We start from the raw sequence: 6,527 nt of genomic DNA, 5'->3' as shown, positions 1-6,527 counted from the left end.
CTCATTTTCGAGAGACCTCGACCTCTATCCCGGCAACGACGCGCCAACCACCTCTACACCCTCATCTGTGAAGAGCCGAGAAACTGTTGCAAGAAAACAGAAACAAGCCACATCCCTTTGCGCCGCAGGCGGACCCCGGATGCTGCCCTCGCAGCCACCAGTTAGCTGCGCCAGGCATACCTACTGCGCATTAGATGCTGGGATAGATCGGGTTCTTGACCGCTTCGCGCATCGCCTTGATGACAGCAGGTTCGTCGGGTGTGCCGATCTTCGCGATCTCGGCATCGGAGAGAGGAGTCATACCTCCCTCGAACACGCCGGTAACGAATACGTGAGTACCTTTGTCGTAATTAGCTGCGAGCAGATAGGACTTGCCCACTTCGGGCAACGGAAGTCCATAGCGGCAGGGCTTACCGTCGATGAGCACGCTGCCAGCTCCAATCCGGACGGGGCCATTCGCCGATCCCATCAGCGGTACCGAAGCAATTGCCTGATAGGTCTGGACGGGGCCAGTGAATCCGTCATAGGCAGCGTCCTTGGCCGTGATCTTTGCGACGAAGACATCACTGCCGAAGCCGACGACTGCCGGCAGCGATATTTTTGCGCTGGCCGTGGGGCATGTCGCTTGCGGAGCCGAAGGTGGGGCAGATGAGCAGGACACCGCTGTCAGCAGCGCCGCAACAGCGGCAATGAGCACAGATGTTCTGAACTGCGTGGTGGCCATCAATTCTCCCGCTGGGTCTCGTTGAAGATTGCCACGTCAAGGGGGGTTGGCGACGTCGCTTGCCACGGGCCCGCCTTGTAAAACATCATCGCGCCTTTGCACGAGTGGTCCAGGCCGAGCGCATGCCCGATTTCGTGGCCCATCACACCGATCACCCCCCTCAGGATCGACATCCGACTGAACAAACGCTTGTGACCATGCGGTGATCTGGGCGGGTTCCAGACGCGAACCGCCGGGTGTCTCTTGCGCGAGCGGTGTGCCGCCGTGGGCCGTCTTTGGTGGGTCTGAATCTAGTACGTTGAAGATGAGACTCGGGCCTACGGCGTCGTACCACTTCGTTGGTCCGATTTCATGGACATCGATCGTTTGCTGTGCCTCGTTCCAGCGTTTGGCTGCTTCACGAAATGCATTCGCATAGTTGTCGGGCGTCCCCGGGGCGATTTGAAAGGTGAGTTCATGTTGCCCGAAGAAGTCGTTGATTTCGTTCGCCGGTAGAACGAAAGGTTTGATGTTCTTGACAGTTATCGACGCACTCTGATTCGGGTCCACGTTGTCGAAGGTTCCCAGGGGCGACACGTTGCCGGGGCACTGATCGCTACGGTCCTCATCGCCCTCATGGTGAACATCCGACTGCTGATCGACCTTCTGGGACCCGTTGCTGTTGTCTGGCGGTGTAGATGGCGTCGGCGGTGCCGGTGAGGTGGGCGGTGCGCTGGAGGCCGTTACCGTCACGGTGACCGTCGTCGGTTCTTGCTGTTGAGGTGCATTCTGCTGCGGGCGTTGTCCGCTCGGTTGGTTCTGCGCAGGCTCCTGTGGTGCGCGCTGCGGCTGCGGGGCTTGCAACGGCGCGTCGTAATCAGGCGGCTGGCTTCCGTTGGCCGGCGGTAACTGCTGCGGATAGTTCGGGGCTTGGTTGTGGCCCCCCTGGCTGTCATCGGGATATTGGGGGGCACCGGAATTGTAGATCGAAATGCCGTTGTCCTGATCTGGTCCGGGATAGGAGCCGCCGTTGTACGCCCCGGGACCGTCAGGCATTCCCGGTGGCTGCATCGGAAACGGCGGCCCACCGAACCCATCACCACCTGATCCGCCAGTCGGACCGGTGGGGCCAGGCTGAGCGAATGCGCGCGGCACAGTACCCAGACCAAGCGGGGCACGATCGCCAAAGACAACGATGATTCCGGCACCGATGACGGCACTCACCGCGATCACCACTGACCAGCGTCGAATCCGGACACCGGCGTGGCGCGCGCATGTAGCAGGCCGGCTGTTCCCAGCATTGCCCGACATACGTCCCCCCTCGAATGTGGCTCCGCCCCCGGGGAACCTCCCAAAGGTGTAGTCGGCGGCCCGACTGGACACCGAACGCCGAAAGACGGTGATCTACCCCACTGGGGTTGACTGCCGTCGCCCCATGTCACGTCCATCGCGGTACTGAGACGTCTCCACACTTCGATAGATGGTGGTGTTACGGCATTGGTCGGCGCGCCGAACGCCGCAGCGATGTCGACAGACGACGTCGAACGTGTGTTCTAATGTGCGTCATGACGATGACCGCAGACACCCTCGCCCCGGTTGCGCCGCTGCCCGAGCCCGCCGCCGAACCTGCCGCGGCACCGGCACCGAAGAAGGCATCGGCCAAGCGGAAGGCCAAGACCCTGGAGTTGACCCTCACGGTCACCGGCACCGCCGACGGCGAGTGGCGCGCCGAACTCAAGCAGGGTGGCACCTATCTGGCCCGCGACCTCGCCGTGGCGGCGGCCGCGGTGTCGCGCGCCGCCAAGGAACTGCACGAAGATCTCGCCACCCCGATCGACGAGGTCATCGAAGAGGCACGCGTCCAGCAGGCCGCGAAGGTGGCGGCATTGGAAGCCGAGTTGGAGGCGGCACGGCGGGCGCTGGCGGAGTTGGACTGAGCCTCGTAGACGTACTACGGGGCAAATCGGGGCGCTTCATGATGATCCAGGCCGCACGGTAGGCCGCGTTCCCGCCGCCAGGCGTGGTGTTGCCGACCAAGTTCGGTGGTGGGCTCGGCGACGCCTTCGAGATCGTCGACGATGGCCCGTGCCGGAACGGTCGCCCGCAGCCCCGCAGCGATGTGGTGAAACGCGATGCCGATACGCGGCAAGAAGACGAACTCGCGGGTCGCACTGAGCTGGGTGACCGGCTGAGATTCCCGATCGCCGAAGAACCCGCGGAGGCGGCGGCCCATGGACTCGGGAGTAAACGTGACGGGCTGTGGGGCAATGACCTCATAGATCAACTCCGAGACGATGAGCCGCAGACCATCTTGGCTCAGCGACGAATCCGCGGCCAAGAGCCCCATTCGGATCATCAGTTCGCGGCAGTCGTCGTAGCGCTCTTCGATCGCTGCGCGCACATTTGTCCAGAAGAGCCAACGTCGGTCTTCATCGGCGATCTGAACGCATCCGAAGTCCAGGACGCCGACCCCGCCGTCGGGATGGAACCGAAAGTTGCCTGGATGCGGATCGGCGTGGGCGAGGTTGGCGTGGCGTGAATTCCCGTTGAGAAACCGATATATCCCTTCCGCCCAAGTGTTCTTGAGGTCTTGATCGGCGGATTGCGCTTCGGCCCAGTCGAATCCGTCGAGGTATGTCATCGTCAGCACCCGATCGGTGGATAAGTCGGGAATGACGTCAGGAATCCGGATGAAGGGATGGCCTCGGTAAAGGTCGCCGAAAGCGGTGATCATGGCCGCCTCGTGCCGGTAATCCACTTCCTCGCCTACCCGCGCGGTGACCTCGGCAGCCATACCGCGGATGTCCATCGCCACACCGGAGGCCGCGAACGCGAAACGCAGAAACGTGGTCAGCAGTTCGGCGTTGGCAAGATCATCACGGATGACCTCGCCCACACCGGGATACTGCACCTTGACCGCAACCTGACGACCATCTCGCAAAGTACCGCGGTGGACCTGACCGATGGAAGCGGCCGCGACGGGCGCAGTATCGAGATCGGCAAAAAGGGCCATCCGCCCACCGAATTCGCCGTCAAGGATAGACCGGACGAGGGCCGCCGGCATCGGGGGCGCGTTGGTCTGTAATCGTGCCAACGCCCGCTGGTAGGGGGCAAAGCCGCCGTTTCCGATCGCCGACGCGTCGATCATCGACAGGATTTGACCGGCTTTCATCAACGTGCCCTTGGAATGTCCCAGTATGTCGGTGTAGCGCGCTGCGGTGTCCTCGTGAAACCGCTCGACCGCGCCCTCGTCACCGGCCCTCTCCCGTAGTCCGGCAACGAGTCGGCCACCCGCGGCACGTGCCGCGAAGCCCGCAAGTGGCATGGTGCGCCGAATTCGGCCACGTGGCGGCGGCTGCTCCTTCGACTGCATCATTGCTCACCGTAGGTTTGCGTCGCCACCGAAACCGGTGCGTGCTCGTCGAACGCGCCGGGCAATCCCCGCTCACGCACCCACGCATGGTGCGAAATGCCGAGATCGGTGGTCGGCGTCACGATGCCGTCCAACTCGTCGATGATTGCACGGGCGGGCACCGTTGCCGCCAGGCCGGCGCAGACGTTGCTCAGCGCGGCGTGGACTCGAGGTGCGAAGGCGAGATCGCCGGGCGCACTCATGCGCGTCAACGGATTCGACGAATCGTGCAGCCCGAAAAGCCAGCGCGCGGTACGTGCCGAAGCATCCGGCGTGTAGGTCACCGGTTGCGGCGCGAGCGCGACCTCGTAGAACACCTGCGACCAATACCCGAGGGCCTCCTCTGCGGTCATCAGTGAATCGGCGGTGATGAACCCGACCTGCACCATGCAGTCGCGCAGGTCGTCGGCGCGACCATCGATCGCCGCCCGCATCACGCCGACGGCCGCCCGGCGCAACGGCTCGGGAAGAACTTTTACCGAGCCGAAGTCGACGACGCCGACGCTGCCGTCCGGGTTGAACAGATAGTTGCCCGGGTGCGGGTCGTTGTGCATCAGGTTGTCCAGCCGGTAGTTGGCACTGGTGAACAAGGTGATCACCTCGGCCCAGGTGTTCTTGAGCGCCTGGTCGGCCTGTTGCGCTGCGCCCCAACTCATTCCGTCCAGGTATGTCATCGTCAGTACGCGACCCGTCGACAGCTCGGGAATCGCGTCCGGGATTCGGATGAACGGATGCCCACGATAGAGATCGGCGAAGTGGGTGATCATCGCCGCCTCACGCCGGTAATCGACCTCTTCGGCGATCCGGGCGCTCAGTTCGTGCGCCAGCGAGCGAGGATCGAGCACGATCCCGGCGGCCGAGGTGACGAACCGCAGGAACGTCGCCACCAGTTCGGTATTGGCCAGATCGGCCCGGATCGCATCGGCCACGCCGGGGTACTGGATTTTCACCGCGACGGCGCGGCCGTCGTGCAAGACGGCACGGTGCACCTGACCGATCGATGCTGCCGCGATCGGCTCGTCGTCAAAGTCGGCGAACTCTGCTGCGGTGGAGCCCAATTCGGTGTCGACGACTTCGCGCACCAAGCCGGGTGCCATCGGCGGGGCGGCGGACTGTAACCGGATCAGGGCCTGTTGGTACGGCGCGAATCCGCCGGATCCCAGGCCGCCCGTATCGATGATGGACAGCAGTTGACCGAGCTTCATCAATGCACCCTTGGAGTGACCGAGGATCTCGGCATAGCGCTCGGCGGTTCGCTCGTGGAACCGCTCCACCGCCCCGTCGTTGCCCGCCCTCTCACTGAGGCCCGCGATGAGCCGTCCGCCCGCGGCACGCGCGGTGAATCCCGCGAGTGGCATGGTGCGGCGGATCCGCCCATTCGCGACCGGTTTGTTCGGTTGCGGCATGTGAAGCACTCCCGTCTCCCCCAACACGCGGGTAAAGTGATCAAGTACGGACAGTAAGTGATCACTTTGGAGGAGTCAATGACCACGCCGACGTCCACCCGGGACCGGATCCTGACCGAGGCGATGCGGCTGTTCAGCGCCAAGGGATTCGAGGCCACCAGCGTCTCCCAGATCGAGACAGCGGCCGGCTTGGCCGCCGGGTCGGGCGCCCTGTACCGGCACTTCAAGTCCAAGGACGCCCTGCTGATCGCCGGTATCGACCGGCAACTCGACCGCCGCGCCGCCATGCAGGACATCCGCGCCCTCTTCGCCGGCCTGGGCGACCTGCACAGCGAACTCACCGTGCTGGGCCGCTACCTGCTCACCGTCATCGACCAGGAGGCCGAGCTGCTGCAGATCGCCGCACGCACCCCCGCCGGATTGTCGGACCGGCTCGACACCGCCTATGCGGCGCTCGTGGACTCACTGACCGACGAACTCGACGGCTGGATCGCGGCGTGGGCGCCGAACGCCTCGTCGGAACAAACCAAAACGCTGGCCACGCTCGGCGTCAGCAGCCTGCTGGGAGAACGCCTGGCCACCAACCTTTTCCGGCGCGCGAGCGCATCGATTTCAGACGACCGCTACCTGGACGAGTGGACCACGGTGCTGTCGACCCGGGTGCGGACGTTGAAGTGACCACCGTGTGACCCTGCCGCGCTGGGATAGGCACATGTTGTCGAACGGCCGGACCGGGCACAAGGTGGCCACCTGGTAACTGGGTCACCCTGCTACTCACTACACACGATTGCAGCCAGCAACAACGACACTGCCGGAGCCGAGGGCAACTCTGGAACTGACCCCCCAAGGTCGAATACACAAAGATAAGCAAGGATTCACCATGTCGAAAAGCGCCTCGATTGTGAGGTTGGTTGCCGTCACCGGAGCAGCCGCAATCATCTCGATATCCACTGCCGAACCGGCCTTCGCGGCCGATAATCCCCAGTCCTGCACGAGTGTCGGCACA

7 protein-coding genes are annotated in these 6,527 nt (G+C 63.8%); 2 read left to right on the top strand and 5 right to left on the bottom strand.

The window, feature by feature from the left end:
• Positions 1–190: 190 nt before the first annotated feature.
• Together AWB94_RS34590 and AWB94_RS36265 are read right to left on the bottom strand one after the other, a co-directional pair.
• Positions 191–724, bottom strand: coding sequence for a hypothetical protein (locus AWB94_RS34590; protein WP_131805348.1), 534 nt, complete (start codon positions 722–724; stop codon positions 191–193).
• Entirely contained in the window at positions 724–867 is a 144-nt protein-coding gene (locus AWB94_RS36265) for a M10 family metallopeptidase domain-containing protein (protein ID WP_420092501.1), read from the bottom strand. Before AWB94_RS36265 ends, AWB94_RS34590 begins: the two co-directional genes overlap by 1 nt.
• Before the next feature lie 1,401 nt (positions 868–2,268).
• On the opposite strand from AWB94_RS36265, the gene AWB94_RS09355 reads away from it, so the two are divergent.
• Positions 2,269–2,640, top strand: coding sequence for a DUF6319 family protein (locus AWB94_RS09355; protein WP_409365980.1), 372 nt, complete (start codon positions 2,269–2,271; stop codon positions 2,638–2,640).
• Between the two features lie 14 nt (positions 2,641–2,654).
• On the opposite strand, the gene AWB94_RS09350 is transcribed toward AWB94_RS09355, so the two are convergent.
• Both AWB94_RS09350 and AWB94_RS09345 read right to left on the bottom strand, forming a co-directional pair.
• Positions 2,655–4,076 (bottom strand): ABC1 kinase family protein, encoded by a 1,422-nt coding sequence (locus AWB94_RS09350; protein WP_201029572.1) that lies wholly within the window; start codon positions 4,074–4,076, stop codon positions 2,655–2,657.
• Positions 4,076–5,521, bottom strand: coding sequence for an ABC1 kinase family protein (locus AWB94_RS09345; protein ID WP_234811669.1), 1,446 nt, complete (start codon positions 5,519–5,521; stop codon positions 4,076–4,078). Before AWB94_RS09345 ends, AWB94_RS09350 begins: the two co-directional genes overlap by 1 nt.
• A gap of 78 nt (positions 5,522–5,599) precedes the next feature.
• Here AWB94_RS09345 and AWB94_RS09340 point away from each other — a divergent pair, with 78 nt between their 5' ends.
• Complete coding sequence (locus AWB94_RS09340) at positions 5,600–6,199, top strand: TetR/AcrR family transcriptional regulator (RefSeq protein WP_062657992.1); 600 nt, start codon at positions 5,600–5,602, stop codon at positions 6,197–6,199.
• 99 nt (positions 6,200–6,298) lie between these two features.
• Here AWB94_RS09340 and AWB94_RS34580 read toward each other — a convergent pair whose 3' ends face one another.
• Complete coding sequence (locus AWB94_RS34580) at positions 6,299–6,526, bottom strand: hypothetical protein (RefSeq protein WP_131805350.1); 228 nt, start codon at positions 6,524–6,526, stop codon at positions 6,299–6,301.
• Between the last annotated feature and the right edge of the window lies 1 nt (position 6,527).

This window comes from Mycolicibacterium canariasense, assembly GCF_002101555.1.
Taxonomy (GTDB): Bacteria; Actinomycetota; Actinomycetes; order Mycobacteriales; family Mycobacteriaceae; genus Mycobacterium; species Mycobacterium canariasense.
Note: the sequence above shows the minus strand (reverse complement) of the source record. Positions and strands in the feature narration are given on the sequence as shown.

Coding starts and splice junctions, on each gene's coding strand:
- AWB94_RS34590 (WP_131805348.1), bottom strand. CDS start 724: ATGGCCACCACGCAGTTCAGAACATCTGTGCTCATTGCCGCTGTTGCG.
- AWB94_RS36265 (WP_420092501.1), bottom strand. CDS start 867: ATGGGCCACGAAATCGGGCATGCGCTCGGCCTGGACCACTCGTGCAAA.
- AWB94_RS09355 (WP_409365980.1), top strand. CDS start 2,269: ATGACGATGACCGCAGACACCCTCGCCCCGGTTGCGCCGCTGCCCGAG.
- AWB94_RS09350 (WP_201029572.1), bottom strand. CDS start 4,076: ATGCAGTCGAAGGAGCAGCCGCCGCCACGTGGCCGAATTCGGCGCACC.
- AWB94_RS09345 (WP_234811669.1), bottom strand. CDS start 5,521: ATGCCGCAACCGAACAAACCGGTCGCGAATGGGCGGATCCGCCGCACC.
- AWB94_RS09340 (WP_062657992.1), top strand. CDS start 5,600: ATGACCACGCCGACGTCCACCCGGGACCGGATCCTGACCGAGGCGATG.